The sequence below is a fragment of the Pseudoalteromonas sp. A757 genome (genome assembly GCF_004103285.1).
Lineage (GTDB): Bacteria > Pseudomonadota > Gammaproteobacteria > Enterobacterales > Alteromonadaceae > Pseudoalteromonas > Pseudoalteromonas galatheae.
This window is the reverse complement of record NZ_QNQN01000072.1, coordinates 302,054-318,838: the sequence shown is the minus strand read 5'-3', so window position 1 is coordinate 318,838 and position 16,785 is coordinate 302,054. Positions and strand designations below refer to the sequence as shown.

Below are 16,785 nucleotides of genomic sequence, written 5' to 3'. Positions count from 1 at the left end.
ATGGTTTATCATTGCGGCGACTATATTTTGAAGAGCGGTCATTAACAGGAGGGAGTTTTGGAAAGTGACATCAAAAGGATACGAAGCCTAATAAAGCATTTAGTAATAGCGCTACTATCCGTCGCTGCTATGGGTATTGTTAATGCTAAAACTTCAATGACTTACACTGAATTGTATAACAAGCTACCGCTAAGCGAATTGGAGTTTACTTCTTTACAGAGTGAGTTTGATTTAAAGTCGAGTGAGCACGCGAAGATGATGGAGTTATTATCAAGCTATAACTCGCTACATAAAAGAAGAATGAGCTGTCGAGCTGTCGACAACACACTTACAGTAAGACAAATGGATGCATTGAGTATTGACAAAACACATTACGTAACAGTGTTATTTTACGTCGATAGTGTAAACAAAAGTCGGTGTGAGCGAGCAGCGTATGAGCACTTTTTGAGATTGCTTGCGGTCAATTTGGTTGTTCAAAAAGAGCCAAAAAGTGTTGAGCTAATAAATTCTATGAACACTTTATCATCTCGCCTTTATGGTGATTTTAGGGAGTTTAAAGCCGAGTTTAATCTCTTACCGGAACAAGTTCGAGAAACAGCTCTTAACGCTGACTACTTAAACAAGAACTTCAATTTATTTGCTACGCTTGACAGTGTGATGAAATAAACTAGTGCTGCAGGCCATGCCTCTGTATGCTCGTTGTCTATTCAATACAGGGCCTGTATGCTGCAGAAACTATAATAATATGATTGAAAAGGAATTTTACAGTGAATTTATCCTCAGCATTCTTAGTCGCGGGCTTGTTGCTAAATGTGAGCACAGTGGCTGCTAAACCCGATTATCAAGAGATACTTAATAAGCCACCTGTACAGCCCAGCGAACTCAACACGCTACTGGACAATTTTGGAATAGAAGGTTTTGAGCGACAGGCAATGTCAGCGCTTATAGAGAGCTATAACCGATTACAGAGTAAGCGCAAGGAATGTGAGAACGTTGATAATGTGTTGAACAAGTCGCAATTGAGCCCGCTAAAAATCAATATGAAGCACTACCCCTTAGTTCTTCATTACTTTGACGGTCTCAACAAAAACCAGTGCGAATCAGCAGAGTTTAGTGAGTTTTCAAAGTTACTTGTCGTCAATCATGCAACGAAAGGGCAGCATAGTGATTTCACCTTTTTAGAGGCCATCAATGCTGCGTCTTCTTCTCGCTATGCACACTTTATTGAAGCTGAAGCGAGGTTTAATGCCTTACCTGAGACGGTAAAAGAGGCCGCACTAAAGGCGGATTTTCTTCGGAACAACTTTAATTATCTTAAAAGCATAGAGCAGATCTACGGATTCGAGCGATAGAAGAGATAGTTGATGAATCGCCAGCTATTCATTTCGATATTGTTTGGACTTGTATTCGCACAACAAGCGAATGCTGAAACAATGTCAGTAGATCTTACGCCGACTATTGAGTATCCAGTCGAACAACTTGAACCAGTTCAAAAGGCACTCCTCAGTGAGCTGTTAAATAGCGTAACACAACTGGGTGATAAAAAAGCGGCTTGCGAAAGTGAGCGTGCTATTACAGAAGAGCAATTACGCAGTCTTAATATTACCTCGCAGCAGCGAGGTATCGTTTTATCTTATTTTTATATTCACCAAAAAAGGGAATGTGAAGCCGAAGAGTATGGCGAATTCGCCAGACTTGTTGCCGCGAATTTAGCGGTGCAAAAGCAGTCAGAAGTCTTAAGGTTCGTCAATGCGCTAAACACGGTAAGCTCCAGCGTTTATTTCGATTATGTTGAAACGGAGCTGGAGTTTAACCAGCTACCAGAATGTGTTCGCAATAAAGCCTACCAAGCCGAGTTTTTACAACATCCGTTTAGTCTTATGCATACGCTAGAACAGTTCGAATGATTCGGCGCGTTGTTACTGATTAAGTAAAACCTAAGCTAACATAATACGGTTTAATAATTCATATGCGGTACATTTTGCGATATTCACATTGATCGCGAGCGTGCTATTACTCAGTGTTAACCACGTTTATGGTTTAGCAGTAGTGATGTTTATTTCAAGACTCGCGTTTGCTGCTACTCGCTTGGTATCAAAAACACGATGATACAAGGCGAGTAACTCAAGTTGTCAGTGATTAGGATGTAAAAGTCGCGCTTATTTCGCGCGACATACCGCTTGTTTATCTGCAGTTTTGCTGCTGCAGGTTAAAAAGGCGGCACCACTTTCATCCAAAAACTCTCCTTGCCACGCGCCATCTTTGCCAAGCTTAATTGATAAAAAGCCGAACTTACCTTGTTCGTTAACGATTGCGTTTTGGCTATCAAGTGCATAATCAAATTCGCTAAAGGCATCGGTATCACTAAGGCTGACGCCGCTATTGCCGACAACGATTTGCGGAGGACGCGCGGTACTGGCTGCAAAGGTGGAAGACTGATAAATATGCATGTGTCCTGCGAGTGATAAAGTTACGTGAGCAGGCAACTTACCTTGTCTAGTGTTCTTCAGCGCGGTTTGCAACATTACGTTTAATGTGTCTTTGGTTGTCGGGTCTTCAACGCCCCAAATGGGTCTGTGGCTCATAATCCACATGGGTTTGGCTTTGAGTAGTTCGCTTCTGACATTAAGTCGTTGATATTGCTGTTGGTAGACTTTTGTTAGGCCATTGTCTGCACTGGCATCACAGGCATTGGCGCTATCCATTACCCAAACACTGAGCGGCTTTAAGTTGATGGTATAGGAGTTTTGCACAATGATATGAGCGCTTGCAGATTTAGGTGGTTGGTTATAATCCCCCTGTGATGGGCATTGCTGTTGGTCAATGGCATCAGGAAGGTTGGCTCCTGGGCCAAAAAAGTAAAACCAGCCAATACCTGCTCGGCTACAAAGTTCATGATTGCCTCGTGCAAAAATCCATGGTGCGGTTGCTGAAAGATCAGTTGTTGCGGTAAAAAAGTCGGCTTGCCAGTTGCTCCATGTATCTGGTCTTGGGCTATTTAACGCGTTTTGACTGTAGTAGGTATCGTTAAGACCGCAGCTAGTACCGCCATATCCACCATCGCCTGCATCATAAGCATAGGTATCACCAGAAATCGCACCTCCGGTACCTCGATAGTTGAAATCCCCCATATGGAGCAACAATTGTGGTTGTTGCTTTGCCCCTTGCTCTGCGAGGGTTTTAAACGGCTCGGCGGCAGTGTTGTTTTCGCAAACTGATGACTTACAGCCGGTATCGCCAAAAACCGCAATTTTATTCGGATCGAATGTCACGGGCGCTAACGAGAATTGGCTACCACTGACGGTATAAGCCGTGTTTTGGGAGATTTTTGCCTCGCACACAGTGATTGGAAAATGTGTTTGGTCTGGACGCATTGCTCGCAATTGCATCGGCATGGATTTTTTACCAAAGAGCAAGCTTGGGCATTGATTGGCGTCGCTGAGCACGCCGTCAACAACAACGCGCGCGTAGATATTTGGGGCTTCTGTAGTGGAGGGCGCGAACATTGAGTAAGCGCCTAGTACTTTGGTATTCGCTTGTTGGACTGCAAACGTGCTGCTACAAGCAATTAAATTGAGCGTCGCAATGGCGATGATGATGCGCATGACTTCATTCCTTTTTGAACAGTTGAATGAAGTTTAATGCATTGTTAACAATTTGCGAGTCTTGAATACGAATATCCTTTTTCTCAGCTAATTATTGGTGGCTGCAGCGGTAGAAGCCGGTGACTGTGTCTTGACTAAAGCGTGTGCCGTTAACATAAGTGTCTTGGTTGATTTTACCGAACTGCGCTAAGTTAAATTGCAATCGTGCAAGCATTTCAGCGCTCGAGGCCTGTTCAAAGATTTCTGTTACCGGTGGATCGCCAACAAAGTTGGTATACCAAGGAAACCAAGAATTATCCTGCCCACTGACTGTTTGATTCGGATAATAACTCCCTCCCTGCCAACGGTCAAAGGTAAGATCTTCGAGGCTAAATAGGCCAAAACTTGGCTGAGTCATACAAGCATCAGCCGCTTGATACTCAGGGTAACCTGAGCTGGCAGCAAAATGATTGCAAACATTGTGTGGCAAATTACTGTTATTCGCCGCTTGATATTCCACCTTTCTAAACATCACTGGATGTGCGGGGCTTCCTGATGGGTAGACGATATTCGCGGCGACAGGTGAACCCCAGCGATAATGGTACATGGCCACAGCCAGTCCTAAATCTTCCTTACTGGTGGCAACATTATCTGGATGTGTCCACACTCCACCCGGATCGGTTGGCGTCGCCCCATTTTTAAAAATAATCCCATATTGATTGTTCTCTAATTGATTCATTAGATTTGGCGTTGTGTTGTCAACCACCGTCATTGGGATCATTGTGCTTGCGGCATTGGGAGTATAGGTGAGTGTTGGGTTATTTAATGCCTTCCAGCATAGCAGGCCATAACCATAGCCACTGGCTATCATCGGACAGCCAGACATTGCTGATGCCGATTGGTTGCTTTCATACGCATGTGTTGTTGAACGTGCCGAAACTTCGCCGGAGCTAACCAATATTCCCCACGCATTGCGAGTAATGCGAATATCAGCAAACTCGGTGTCAGGAATAAATACCGTTGTGGCCGAAATAACCTGTAGCCCTAAGTCCAATTCTAGTAGAGACGTGGCAACGAGGGCGTCTTCATGAAGCTTTGGATACTGCGTCATAATCGTTTGCTGCGATGGTTTAATCACAGCGTCTCTTGGTGATAACCCTAATAAATATAAGCGATCGTTATCAAGGTAGCTTGCCAGTATGCGTGATAGCTCGAGTTGTGCGATTGGACGCTTAGCTTGTATATTTGAGCGGGTATCCGTGAGGGTGAGGTCGGTATTTTGAAGCAGCAACCAATGCTTATCACTTAGGCCAAAAACCTGAGTTTGATTAAGGATATGGCGAGATACGCTATCAGCTTGGCGAGTAACAATTAAACTATCGTCATTCAACGAATAACTAGACTGTGTGGTGTCATTGTGGTGATGACGCAGTGCTGGTGGCTGATATTGTCCTATTAAGGTGGTAAGTTCAATGCGAATGGTGTCGTGAGTACTTTGAATAAGCCAATTTCCGGTTTCATCTTGAACAAAAATAGCCGGACTATATTGGCCAGATTTATCCACGCTAAATGCTTGCCAAGTGGTATTACAGGCTTTGGCGCAGGAGGGGGAACTTCGAGTAAGGGATGACTTATCTTTTGCCAGAGATTCGTCATAGTTATCATTAAATACAAAGGGTAACTCAGCTTTACCCGAGGCGAGTTGTAACGTGAACAGTAAGCGCCGTTGATTGCCGCTGGCATAGAGTCTGTTTTCTTTTAGATAACCGAGCTGGAGTTGAGAGTAACTCTCTAACTTTTTCATGTTTCCAGCTTCACCTTGATAGCTGGGCTCATACGTCTCGCTATTGAATGGTGCGGTTTGCTCTAATCGGGGAAATTGCAACGTTTGTTTGCAGGCATCTTCTGCGCATGTTTGTAAGGTGATCCTTTGGTCCTGATACTGAAAAGAATACCAAGGTGAAAGGGCTTGATAACCTTGTTGTCCTGCGTGAAATAATAGCGGTAAGGTTGATGTATCGTAGTGCTCTGACTCTGCTGAGGCGTTAACGCTTAAAGACAAAGCCCAGCAGGTAAGCGTGGTGGCGATGAACTTATTCATAATCTTTCCTTATTGGAGTAGGGCAGCGCATGGCCACCCTTAACAAAAACCTAGTGAATGATGCCTTGGCGTTGGCCTGCATTAACGGGTTTGTTGAGCTGCACAGAGAGCCAGTTTTCAACGTCACTACGTAACGACGCGTCACTATCAGGACCGGATTGTGACGAATAGAACCATAACCCTGTTGGTGCTGGGGCATTGACATTGCTGCCGCAGGTAAAGTGATTTGCCGCATACATCACCGCGCCTGAGCTACCATATTCGTAATGACTGTCCGAATAACCACCGTAGCCTCTGGCTTGCACCCGACCTTTTGAATCAAGGGTAAAGTGATACACTTCATTGGGTTGCAACAAGAAAGGGCTGACATCGGACGAGTCGAAGCGCGCGCGCATTGTGGTGGTAACACTGGCTTGATTACCCGAACGCGTGATCATGCCTGCCAAGTTGGTGATAAGCGCATCGGCCAATTGACCGTCAAGCAAGCTGCCAGGGTTGCCATTGACGATTGCAGAAGTAATGCCAAGTGCGGCTTTGACGACTCCAATGGTGGAGTTTAAATTCCATGTGGTGTTGTATCCCATGGCTGCGCCACCGGCTTTATTAAACAAGATGACTTCAGGTGCAGATCCTGGCAAATCGACCGCAAATTTTGCGCCGTCGGTTGCGTGTGAGTTGGTACCTTTTGACCAGATTTTTTTAGCTTGCCCAGTTACATGGTAGCGAGCTGAATAAGTGCCTCTGACTTCTAAATTGCCCGAACAGGCATTGCTTTGATTACATGCAAATCCCCCGGTGTCTGCACACAACATTTTGACGTGGAACTCTGTCGAGTTATGGGCTGAGGTGTTATCGAAACTGAGCGCTTTATTTTTTGACCAACGTTTCCCCTTAGCTGAGTGAAAGGCGCCGTAGGCTGAGGTATTGACATAAGCATGGTGCTTAGAAAAACCACTACCATCGCTGGTGGATGTGCTCCAAGGCGTTTGGGTTGATGGGTAGTTAGTGACTACTTGACCTGTGCTGGTTGAAGGGGTCACCATCTGACATGAGCATTGTGACTTAGGCCCGAAGATGGGTTTTTTAGTCAGCAATTCTTTTAATTCGGCAAGAGTATCTGACGGTAGCGTCCTATCGTATTCAAGTACCGAGAGCCCTTTACGTTTAGGAGCTGCGTACTCCTTGTGCCAAGTGCTGTAAAGCTGCGATGCATTTCGCTCTAAATGTTGGCTGAGCGTTGGCATTTTTTGCTGTTGAGTCCATTTTTCGAATACCGTCGGTTTAAATTGAATAAGATATCGAGTAAAGAAAAAGTTATCTTCAGGCGCTTGCTCGGTAAAAGCATTTTCCCATGCTGATAACACATTTTGATCTAGAGCTTTTGCTTGGCTAAGCATCTCCCCATCTCGATAGCCGCGGATCAAGCTATCCACGTAGCGGTCTAATTCATATTCTTCGTCGTTGTCGGAGATATATTCAAGCAAGGAAACACGGTCTTGAGACCAGTTTGAAATGGCTTGCCACGCTTCTGGGCTTACTTTAGAGGGGGCCATTTCTCCATATTCTTCTGCGGCTTGTAGCGAAATACTACCCAGTAACAACGTGCTGGTAACTAGGCTGACTAATTTGGGGGTGAAATTTCTCTGTTTCATTTTTCTATTCCTTCATCGTTGTGCTGAGTCAACATGCCTCATGCATTGTTAACTTGCCTTGTGATGTTGGAAACTTTTTCAGCGATTGAATAGGAGGTTGTAGGGCCAGTTAGGGTCAACTTGGGTAAAACCTTTGATATTAAACGGACGCATTGGGTTAGGTAAGTGTTGATATCAAGCTGTGGTAAATAAAAACTTAAATATCAAAGGTCTGCTTATATTTTTACCCGAATTTACCCAATTGCCCCGTAACTTTTGCTGCAATCAATATTCGCTTGAGGCAGGATTTTGCTATCGCCTTTATTGGAGTCTCAGCGTAAGTACATTCGCACTCTAATAACGGTGTCATAACCAATAAGGAGACAGTTATGAAACGAGTAATAGTATTGGGAGCAACTTTGATTGCGAGTTTTGTACAAGCCCATAGCCCAGAAATGATAGCGCAGCTCGAAGTTGCTGATGGGGCGAAATGTCCAAAGCGGCAAACGATTCTGCTAGGTAAAATGACATTAACAGCTGGGACCTTTAAATATTTACACAGTGAAGGAAGTAACGTTTGCACCAGTCCTAAGCAAAGTAGTTCTGGTCGCATTACACCACAACTAGATTGTGGCCAGTTTGATGACTGGCGACTTGCGTATGATATGGGTAATAAAATGTGTCAATCTCTACACCAAAATATGAAAGGCTTTAGTAATAGCTTAAAACCTGATGTGACAGTGTATCCACGCTTTGAAGGGCCTTTTGAATTCAAAGGAGACCGTCATCACCAAGAATATGAGGCCGGTATGGGCGTGACTTTAGCGTGCTATTTATGTGAGACTGCGACGGTTAACTAGGGCTTGTTAATACCAAAAGGGGCGAAAGCCCCTTTGTTGTAGACATCAAGTAGCGTTGGAGCACGCTAAGATTTGCTCCAGTTGTGCAACTTTTTCACAAAGAGGCGCGGTATTGAAATTAGCGTCTTGGCATTGAGTGAGTACATATTGTGCCGTGGTAACAATATTTCGAATACGCGGCTTTTTGGGCAGCGTTTTGATATTAAGATAGCGTTCAAGAGTACGTACTCGTAAGCGACCATCATCGATATTCACTTTCCATACTTTGCTTTCTTCAGCTAATTCGACACGGGTTTTGCCACTACTTTGCTCCCAAAGCGTCAAAGTGAGTGTCATTACTTCAACCATCAATTGTCTAGCGGCCTGTTCGTCAATGCTCATATGTCCACCGTGCAATCCATTAGTACCCGTGCGGGCGGTATAGCGAGCAAAGCTGTAAGTAACCAGCACACCCACTACAAATGCGATAAACCCGACGAGTACATGAGACAAAATACTTGTCTCTGTTTGGTGCTTAGGCGCGGCCAAGACGTTAGCGCTTTGAAGGCGAAATTGATAAAGGTTTTCACTTTGTACACGACTAGTTTTAAGCATGTCATTATAACGCTGTGCGGTCTCGACCGCTTCTTTATAAGCGTGTGTTTGTAGTTGGGACTGCAATAAGGCAATGTAAAATAACTCGGTAAGCTGACTATTTTGCTGATTATGCGCTTCAAGCCCCTGTTTAAGTAACGTTTGTGCAGTTAGGTTATCACCCTCAAGCTGCTTGAGTTTGGCTTCAATAAGCAGAGCTCGCTGATCAACTTTACCGTGTTGAATTAGTTGCCGAGTGCGTTTGAATGAAGCGAGTTGCTGTTGTGCCTGAGTGATATGATTTTGAGCAATGGCAATTTCGGCCAATAATAAATAGGCTCGAGACAATTGAGTATAGGCACCACTTTGTGTTAACGGTTGAAGTAAATCTTCAATGATTTCAATTGCTTTGTTGTAGTCGCGCTTTTTGTAAAATACTTCCGCGATGCTTAGCAAGGTGTGGTTCGCTTTAGTTTGGTCGCCGGCTTGCTGGTGGAGTGCATGGGCTTGACGAAATGAGAGAATGGCATCATCCAACTGATTAATATCCCTTGACACATTCCCTAAATTGTTAAGCGTGATCGCTTGTCTCTGCAGGTCATTTGTTGCTTTCGCTATTTGGTAGCTTTCTAAAAATAAAGTAAGGGCAGTGTCTAAATCTCCAAGCGCCTGATAAGCATTAGCTAAATCGTTTGCCGATTTACCCAGGAGTTCGTTTTGTTGCAACTTAGCCGCAAGCGTTTGCGCTTCGTGGAAGCTCTCCAGCGCTTGAATGTAATTGCGCTGGCGGTAACGATTAATACCACTTTGTCTTAACACCTGAAAGCGCTGAAGTGTGGTTAACTTCCATGCCATCAACTCATCCAGTATTTGATTGCTGAGCTTTATGTCACCCGCTCGACGATACAAGCTCACAAGCTCAAGATGTGCATCAAAAGCTTGAGCACCGTTGGGTTCAAGCGTTTCAAGATGTTGCTTACAAGACAAAATTTGGCCTGTGAGGTTGGCATTATTGGCACTTGGGCATTCTGAACCATGCGCCGGTAACACAACGAGCAGTAAAGCTAAAAGCAAAGCAAGCAAAGGCATAGATATTAGTCTAGATACATTGTTTTTACATATTAATATAGTGGTAACAAAAAGTCGTGCCTGCCTTTAATAAATCTCAGGTTGACTATTTTTTGTATTTTGTTGCTGTCTAGCTGCTGTTGTTTAATCTTGTCAGAACAACCAAGTCGCTATTTGTTAATATTGTTAGTTTAATGTGTTTTTGGTATGGTCTTGTTGCTAATTAGGGCCCAGCAGAAGAAGCTGGAAATCAATCCATAAGGAAATAAAAATGAAGTTAAATACGATGTGGCTAAAGTCTCTTAGCGTCGGTGTTACGTTATTTTCACCATTAGTGAGTGCCGCTCCTCAGCTTAATAAAGCCATATTTGAGTACAATGCTGGACTAAACATTCAAGAGGAATTTAATATCTTTGCCGATGGCAACGTGGCTGATCCTAATTATCCAAATAGTGAGCTACGTATTCAATTGGATAGTAGCAAAAGTTACGATCAAATTGGCTTTTATGACAAAGTTTACACTACATACGGTCAAGCGGTTGCATACAACACATTAGACAGACGTTGGGTTAAATTTAAGGGTAAGGTGCTTTATTTTTCAGGCGAAGACAACGGTAACCAAAAGATAGATACGATTTCTTTTCGCATTGTTAATCCTGCTGGAGAAACATCGGAGTGGGGAGAGATCAGAGTTAGCTTAGACCAAGCGTTTGGTGGTAATTACGATGTGTATCCGAGTGATGACTTGGCACAAACCTTTGCTGGTCAACCTGTTGATGTGTACGTTAAAGATAACGATAGTGGCGTACCCTATTACTATGGTGTTGAGATTTTTAGCTCACCAGCTAACGGTACAGTATCTGTTAACAGTGACTACTCCATTACTTACACACCAAAAGCTGGGTTCATTGGCCTGGATTCGTTCCAATATCGCATTAAGGGTAACAACCTTTATGATATTACAAGCGCGCCAGCGACAGTTTCTATTTCGGTAGCAAATTAACCCCAAACTCAGGCCAATATGCACACATATTAAGTGTGTATATTGGCTATCCTTTTAGTAATAAAAATACTCCAGCCAAAGCAATTAGACCCCCAAACACCATAGACTTAGTAATCGCTTCTCTGCACAGGAGTCCAATCGTCATCACCATGAGTGGTGCCGTTGCAAAGATGGTTTGTGCGATTGCGGGATCAGTATGATTAACGGAAATCAACTGTAGCCAAAGCCCAATAAAAGTGCCAAAAAACACTGCAACGAATAACCAGTTTTTACCGTCGATTTGTTTAAGTGTGAGTGCTTTAAACAGGCTTTGTGATCGCAAACAAATAACAATAAAGGCCACAAATAGGGTGCCGGATCCCAAGCGGATAAGTGCCGCCCACAAACTACTAATGCTTTCGTTATTTAGCGCACCTTTGGAAAGCACCATACCCGCCGCTTGGCAAATGGCAGCCGTGAGTGCAAAGCAGACTCCCAAAAGATAATGTTTTTTGTCTAATACTGGCTGGCTTCTACTTGGCTTAATCGCCAGCATCACACCAACAGTCGTCACTGCAATGCCGAGCCAAGCGGATGCGCTGAGATAAACACCAAGAAGTACAATGTTTAAGATCCCCGCGATGGCAGGTGCAAGACTTTCAATAACCAAAGTGCGAGCAGGGCCTATATTTCTAAGCGCGGCAAAGTAGGCGCTGTCACCAATCGCTATGCCCAGTACCCCACTGGCTATCAGCCAGCCCCAGCTCGAGAGTAAGGTCGGGTACATAGCATCACCTGCGATGAACAAACAGAAGATCATCAAAGCAGAAGCGATGACGCCTTTGCTGACGTTCAACTCAAATGGACTAAGGTGATGGCTAAATCGTTTATACAGTATAGTTGAGCCAGCCCATACCCCAGCCGCCCCAATCGCTGCCGCTTCGCCAATACCAATCATAAATATCAAGTTTCTTGTGTTTATTTATTTGATGGCAAGTATACATAAATTGAAATAATCAGTGAGAGATGAAGCATCAAATTATTATTACTAATGTTTAGACGTCCATACATCTAGAGGTTGAAATTTTCCAGTTTTTGTCCATAATAATGCCATTCGATTAGTCTGGAGCAGCGCATGCCAATCACCGTCACCGACGAACTCCCAGCCATTGCCCAATTGCGTCATGAAAATGTGTTCGTGATGCCACAAAGTCGTGCATCAACGCAAGAGATCCGCCCAATGCGGCTCGCGATATTAAACTTGATGCCGAATAAGGTGGAGACTGAGGTGCAATTTATCCGATTACTGGCAAATACCCCTTTGCAGGTGAATGTTGATTTGTTGCGACTGGACACCCACCGCAGCTCTGAAAACTCAGAGCAGCATCTAGATATGTTTTACCGCTATTTTTCGGATGTGAAAGAGCAAAACTATGATGCTTTGATCGTCACCGGTGCGCCGCTGGCGCATCTTGAATATGACGATGTGGTGTATTGGCAGGAATTACAGGCGTTTTTTGATTGGGCTGAGCACCATGTTACTTCAACCCTGTTTTCCTGTTGGGCCGCACATGCCGGTTTGTATCACCATTATGGGTTAAAGCGAGTACTCAAAAATGACAAACTGTGCGGCGTATTTAAGCATCACTGTTATTTTGACCACGGGGCGCTCACTCGTGGTTTTGATGATGAGTTTTTGGTGCCACACTCACGCTACGGCCACATCGACATCGATAAAATTAATGCGTGTAAAGATCTAGTGGTATTAGCTGGCTCTGAAAAAGTGGGCGCTTACTTAATTAAAAATCACTCAGGTAGCCAAGTCTATATTACCGGTCATCCTGAATACGACGCCGATACGCTACAAAAAGAATACCTTCGCGATTGTGAAAAAATGGCCAACGCACCGCAGCCTGAAAACTATTTTCCTGAGAATGACGCCAGCAAACGTCCATCTAAGACATGGCAAAGCCATGCATTCTTGTTATTCTCAAATTGGTTAAACTACTATGTTTACCAAACCACACCTTATGATATTAACTTAGTTAGCCAAGATGTAAGGACTAACAATTATGCCGAATAATGTAGCCGTAAACGGTGAGCAAATAGCAGAGCAGCTTAAGCAAGCAATGCAGCAACGTATTCTGATCTTAGATGGTGCAATGGGAACCATGATCCAAAAGCACAAATTAGAAGAACAAGACTATCGCGGTGAGCGCTTCAAAGATTGGCATGTCCTTATCAAAGGCAACAACGATCTGTTAAGTTTGACGCAGCCTGAGATAATCAAACAGATCCATCGCGATTATCTAGCTGCTGGCGCGGATATCATTGAAACCAATACTTTTAATGCCACCACTATTTCAATGGAAGATTATGATATGGCAAGCCTGAGTCGAGAGATTAATCTCGAATCGGCGAAGCTCGCACGTGCGGTGTGCGACGAATTTACCGCCCAAGACCCCGGCAAGCCTCGCTATGTGGCAGGTGTACTTGGTCCAACGTCAAAAACCTGTTCGATTTCTCCTGATGTAAACGACCCTGGTTTTCGCAATATCACTTTCGACAAGTTGGTTGCAGCTTATGTCGAGTCAACGCTTGCCCTTATTGAAGGTGGTGCGCACCTTATTTTGATTGAGACTATTTTTGATACCCTGAATGCCAAAGCCGCGTCTTATGGTGTGGAGGAAGCTTTTGAGCAAGCTGGGGTGAGATTACCTGTGATGATCTCAGGTACTATAACCGACGCGTCAGGGCGTACGCTGTCAGGGCAAACCACAGAGGCGTTTTATAACTCTATTCGCCATATTAAGCCAATCTCTATCGGCCTCAACTGCGCGCTAGGCCCAGATTTATTAAGACAATATGTAGAAGAGCTGTCACGGGTTTGTGAGACCTTTACTTCGGTGCACCCAAACGCTGGGCTGCCTAACGAGTTTGGTGAATACGACCTTGCAGCCGACGACATGGCAAAAGAGATTATCGATTGGGGTAAAGAAGGGTTTATTAATATTGTTGGCGGCTGCTGTGGGACCACACCTGAGCATATTCGCGCCTTCGCGAGAGGCCTTGAGCAAACCCAGCCGCGTAGCTTGCCTGACATCGAAGTGCGGATGCGTTTGGCTGGTCTTGAAGCCTGTAACTTAAATTAGGAATTCACCATGACACAAACCGCAGTATTTACTAATGTCGGTGAACGTACCAATGTAACGGGATCGGCAAAATTTAAGCGCCTTATTCTAGAAGAAGATTACGAAACTGCATTAGATGTTGCCAGAGAGCAAGTTGAAAATGGTGCTCAGGTAATTGATATCAACATGGATGAAGCCATGTTGGACTCAAAAGCAGCGATGGTAAAGTTTCTCAATCTGATAGCGTCAGAGCCGGATATTTCAAAAGTTCCCATCATGGTTGACTCGTCTAAATGGGAAGTCATTGAAGCGGGCCTGAAATGTATTCAAGGTAAAGCCATCGTAAACTCAATCTCCTTAAAGGAGGGTGAGGCGCCATTTATTCACCAAGCTAAAATTATCAAACGTTTTGGTGCAGCCGTGGTGGTGATGGCGTTTGATGAAGTTGGTCAAGCGGAGAGCGCAGATAGAAAGTTTGAGATCTGTCAGCGCTCTTACAAAATCTTGGTTGATGAGCTTGGGTTTCCGCCAGAAGACATTATTTTTGACCCAAATATTTTCGCGGTCGCAACGGGTATCGAAGAACATGATAACTACGCCGTTGAATTTATCGAGGGTACGCGCAGAATTAAGCAAAACCTGCCGCATTGTAAAGTGTCAGGGGGCGTGTCGAACGTATCCTTCTCATTCCGTGGTAACAACCCTGTGCGTGAAGCGATCCACTCTGTGTTTCTTTACCATGCGATTAAAGCAGGTATGGATATGGGGATCGTTAATGCCGGTCAGTTAGCCGTGTATGACGATATTCCAAAAGAGCTCCGTGATGCCGTTGAGGATGTGATCCTCAATACCGACGCCGGTGCTGGCGAACGATTGGTTGAGATCGCACCTAAATACTCTGGCATGGCGCAAGCCGAAAAACAGGAAGATTTAGAGTGGCGTTCTTGGCCAGTTGAAAAACGCTTGGAGCACGCCTTAGTTAAAGGGATCACCGAGTTTATCGACGAGGATACCGAGGCTTGTCGGCAACAGTTTGATAAGCCAATTCAAGTGATTGAAGGACCTCTGATGGATGGTATGAACGTGGTTGGCGACTTGTTTGGCGCGGGTAAAATGTTCCTGCCTCAAGTGGTGAAATCTGCTCGAGTGATGAAGCGTGCGGTTGCCTACCTTGACCCTTACATTGAGGCCGAAAAAGAAGAAGGCTCGAGTAACGGTAAAGTGATCATGGCCACGGTTAAGGGCGATGTACACGACATAGGCAAAAACATTGTGGGCGTGGTACTGCAATGTAATAACTATGAAGTCGTGGACTTGGGTGTAATGGTGCCGGCAGAGAAAATTCTGCAAACGGCCATTGACGAAAACGCTGATGTCATTGGCCTGTCGGGTCTTATTACGCCTTCCCTTGATGAAATGGTGCATGTTGCGAAAGAAATGACGCGTCGCGGCTTTGAGATTCCTCTACTTATTGGTGGTGCAACCACATCGAAAGCGCATACGGCGGTTAAAATTGAACCCCAGTACGACAAAGGTGTGATTTACGTCAACAACGCCAGTCGTGCGGTTGGTGTGGTATCTAGCCTGCTAAGTAAAACACAAAAGCCAGAATTTTTAACAAAAACCGCGGATGAATACGTCAAAGTGCGAGAGCAACAAGCGCGTAAAAAGCCACGCTCAAAACCGGTTACCTTAGCGCGAGCTCGCGATAATGCGGTAAAACTTGATTGGCAAAGCTATACGCCACCGGTACCAAGTAAGTTGGGGATCACTGAGTTTAAAGATGTGAGCATCAAAACTCTGCGCGATTACATCGACTGGACGCCATTTTTTATGACTTGGTCATTGGCTGGTAAATATCCACGTATTCTGCAAGACGAAGTGGTTGGTGAAGAGGCGCAAAAACTGTTTCATGATGCCAATGCTATGTTAGATCAACTAGAGCGAGATGGTAGTTTGCAGCCACTTGGTGTGATTGGTTTGTTCCCGGCTAACCGCGTGGGTGACGATATTGAGATTTACAAAGATGAGTCACGAAGTGAAGTCTTGGTTACGTCATGTCAGCTGCGCCAGCAAACCGAAAAAACCGATTTTCCTAACTATTGTTTGTCGGATTATATTGCACCTAAAGGCACTCCTGATTATTTCGGTGCATTTGCCGTCACTGGTGGTCTTGAAGAAGATGACTTAGCAGATGCATTTGATGCCAAGCAAGATGACTACAACAAGATTATGATTAAAGCGGTCGCAGATCGCTTAGCCGAGGCATTTGCCGAATACTTGCATGAACAAGTGCGTAAAGTGCACTGGGGATTTGCAGCGGATGAAGCGCTAAGCAACGAAGAACTTATCCGTGAAAACTATCAAGGGATCCGCCCTGCGCCTGGTTATCCAGCGTGCCCTGAGCACACCGAGAAACAAAAAATTTGGCAGTTGTTAGATGTCGAAAACCGTATCGGTATGAAGCTGACTAGTTCATACGCCATGTGGCCGGGAGCTGCGGTGTCGGGTTGGTACTTCTCGCATCCAGATTCTAAGTACTTTGCCGTTGCGAGTATCCAAAAAGATCAGCTAGAAGACTATGCCGCGCGTCAAGGGATGTCGTTAGAAGAAGCGGAGCGTTGGCTTGGTCCTAATATAGGATATGAAACCGCATAATAACTGAATTGAAGCCTAGCTTAACTTAATCTAAGGCTAAGTTAAGCTAGGCTTTTTTTATTACCTTCACTTTTTGAGTTTTAACGTTTATTTGCAGACTGATAAATTTCAAATCCAAATTCATTAGAATATGTTGTTTAGTAGTTAACAGAGTGAGCTAAATTCAAGTATACTGGATTGAATAATGGTTAATAATA

At 44.5% G+C, this 16,785-nt stretch carries 13 protein-coding genes; 8 read left to right on the top strand and 5 right to left on the bottom strand.

Annotated elements, in window-relative coordinates:
- Positions 1-156 precede the first annotated feature (156 nt).
- The 3 genes from DRB05_RS17020 (at position 157) to DRB05_RS17010 (ending at position 1,907) form a co-directional block, all read left to right on the top strand.
- Positions 157-666: a hypothetical protein gene (locus DRB05_RS17020; protein WP_205125739.1), complete on the top strand. Its 510-nt coding sequence runs from the start codon at positions 157-159 to the stop codon at positions 664-666.
- A 101-nt stretch (positions 667-767) separates the two neighbouring features.
- Complete coding sequence (locus tag DRB05_RS17015) at positions 768-1,352, top strand: hypothetical protein (protein ID WP_128727982.1); 585 nt, start codon at positions 768-770, stop codon at positions 1,350-1,352.
- A 12-nt stretch (positions 1,353-1,364) separates the two neighbouring features.
- On the top strand, positions 1,365-1,907 hold the full coding sequence (locus tag DRB05_RS17010; protein WP_128727981.1) for a hypothetical protein: 543 nt from the start codon (positions 1,365-1,367) through the stop codon (positions 1,905-1,907).
- 252 nt (positions 1,908-2,159) lie between these two features.
- On the opposite strand, the gene DRB05_RS17005 is transcribed toward DRB05_RS17010, so the two are convergent.
- The 3 genes from DRB05_RS17005 to DRB05_RS16995 all read right to left on the bottom strand — a co-directional run bounded on the left by DRB05_RS17005 (position 2,160) and on the right by DRB05_RS16995 (position 7,337).
- Positions 2,160-3,605 carry a metallophosphoesterase gene (locus DRB05_RS17005; protein ID WP_128727980.1) on the bottom strand — a complete coding sequence of 482 codons (1,446 nt, stop codon included), beginning with the start codon at positions 3,603-3,605 and terminating at the stop codon, positions 2,160-2,162.
- A 91-nt stretch (positions 3,606-3,696) separates the two neighbouring features.
- Entirely contained in the window at positions 3,697-5,685 is a 1,989-nt protein-coding gene (locus DRB05_RS17000; protein WP_128727979.1) for a hypothetical protein, read from the bottom strand.
- Between the two features lie 50 nt (positions 5,686-5,735).
- On the bottom strand, positions 5,736-7,337 hold the full coding sequence (locus tag DRB05_RS16995) for a hypothetical protein (protein WP_128727978.1): 1,602 nt from the start codon (positions 7,335-7,337) through the stop codon (positions 5,736-5,738).
- 368 nt (positions 7,338-7,705) lie between these two features.
- Here DRB05_RS16995 and DRB05_RS16990 point away from each other — a divergent pair, with 368 nt between their 5' ends.
- The gene (locus DRB05_RS16990; RefSeq protein ID WP_128727977.1) at positions 7,706-8,176 is read left to right on the top strand and encodes a hypothetical protein; all 471 of its coding nucleotides are present in this window, start codon (positions 7,706-7,708) and stop codon (positions 8,174-8,176) included.
- Between the two features lie 45 nt (positions 8,177-8,221).
- Here the strand turns inward: DRB05_RS16990 and DRB05_RS16985 are convergent, their stop codons facing one another.
- Positions 8,222-9,838, bottom strand: a complete 1,617-nt coding sequence (locus DRB05_RS16985; protein WP_128727976.1) for a tetratricopeptide repeat protein — start codon at positions 9,836-9,838, stop codon at positions 8,222-8,224.
- A gap of 250 nt (positions 9,839-10,088) precedes the next feature.
- Between DRB05_RS16985 and DRB05_RS16980 the strand changes: the two genes are divergently transcribed.
- Entirely contained in the window at positions 10,089-10,820 is a 732-nt protein-coding gene (locus DRB05_RS16980) for an Ig-like domain-containing protein (protein ID WP_128727975.1), read from the top strand.
- 46 nt (positions 10,821-10,866) lie between these two features.
- Here DRB05_RS16980 and DRB05_RS16975 read toward each other — a convergent pair whose 3' ends face one another.
- The gene (locus DRB05_RS16975; protein ID WP_128727974.1) at positions 10,867-11,757 is read right to left on the bottom strand and encodes a DMT family transporter; all 891 of its coding nucleotides are present in this window, start codon (positions 11,755-11,757) and stop codon (positions 10,867-10,869) included.
- Positions 11,758-11,934: 177 nt separating this feature from the next.
- Between DRB05_RS16975 and metA the strand changes: the two genes are divergently transcribed.
- From metA to metH, 3 genes are read left to right on the top strand one after another with little or no spacing between them, the layout of a single operon-like run.
- Positions 11,935-12,882: a homoserine O-succinyltransferase gene (gene metA, locus DRB05_RS16970; protein WP_128727973.1), complete on the top strand. Its 948-nt coding sequence runs from the start codon at positions 11,935-11,937 to the stop codon at positions 12,880-12,882.
- A complete protein-coding gene (locus DRB05_RS22840) occupies positions 12,872-13,951 on the top strand; it encodes a homocysteine S-methyltransferase family protein (RefSeq protein WP_128727972.1) in 1,080 nt (359 codons plus the stop codon). Before metA ends, DRB05_RS22840 begins: the two co-directional genes overlap by 11 nt.
- 9 nt (positions 13,952-13,960) lie before the next feature.
- Positions 13,961-16,588 carry a methionine synthase gene (gene metH / locus DRB05_RS16960; RefSeq protein ID WP_128727971.1) on the top strand — a complete coding sequence of 876 codons (2,628 nt, stop codon included), beginning with the start codon at positions 13,961-13,963 and terminating at the stop codon, positions 16,586-16,588.
- Positions 16,589-16,785 lie beyond the last annotated feature (197 nt).